The 815-nt window shown below is 49.6% G+C and carries 1 protein-coding gene; it reads left to right on the top strand.

The window, feature by feature from the left end; translation table 11 throughout:
- Positions 1-29 precede the first annotated feature (29 nt).
- The coding region (locus ACTHUM_RS15960) for a uroporphyrinogen-III synthase (RefSeq protein WP_440403417.1) at positions 30-815 on the top strand (786 nt) is incomplete at its 3' end.

Raw genomic sequence — 815 nt, 5'->3', positions numbered from 1 at the left:
GCCTAAACCTTAATAATTTATCCCACATTATGCCTACTCTACTCATCATCCGTCCGTCCAACCGTCCACAGCAAGATATCCAAACCTGCCATGCAGCCGGTTGGCAGGCTCAGGTATTGAGTCCGATTGAAATAGAGGCAGACCGTTCGGCACTAAACAAACTTCCCGAACAATTCAAGCAAGCCGATGTGGTGTTTTGGGTCAGCCCGACCACTATTGAAACTGCAGTACCGTATCTGACCTTTTCAGACGGCCCTAAAGTACACATTACCGTCGGCCAAACCAGCCAACATACTTTGGCGCAATTCTCCCCCTATCCCGTATTCTCTCCCGAAGATGGTAACGACAGCGAAGCCGTCTTGAGAATGCCTATTTGGAAAAACCTACCACCCAACGCCCGAGTTCTAATCATTCGAGGCCATGGAGGCCGTGATTTTCTAGCAGACAAACTGACCGAACTGGGTTTCCAAATCAACATCGCTGAAATCTATTTCAGACGGCCACACGCCATCGATTGGCAGAACTTTAAAACTGAAGACATCGCCGCCGCCTACGTTACATCCGGCGAGCTCGCGCGCGAATTTTTCCATCAGATTCCGCCGCAATTTTCCCGATTCTTCGAATCCTTGCTATACTTTACCCACCATCCTCGCATTGCCGATGCGCTTCGCATCGTCGGTGCCAAACATGTAGAAACCGTCACTTCTTTATCCGCTGCACTTTCATCCATACCACAAAGGAGCCAAGCAGTGAACCCAGTCGAAGACAATAAAGATACCCAACAAGTTGCCAATACGGCAACTACGGCGCCTGAA

It is taken from the genome of Neisseria sp. P0021.S006 (assembly GCF_051956895.1).
Note: the sequence above shows the minus strand (reverse complement) of the source record. Positions and strands in the feature narration are given on the sequence as shown.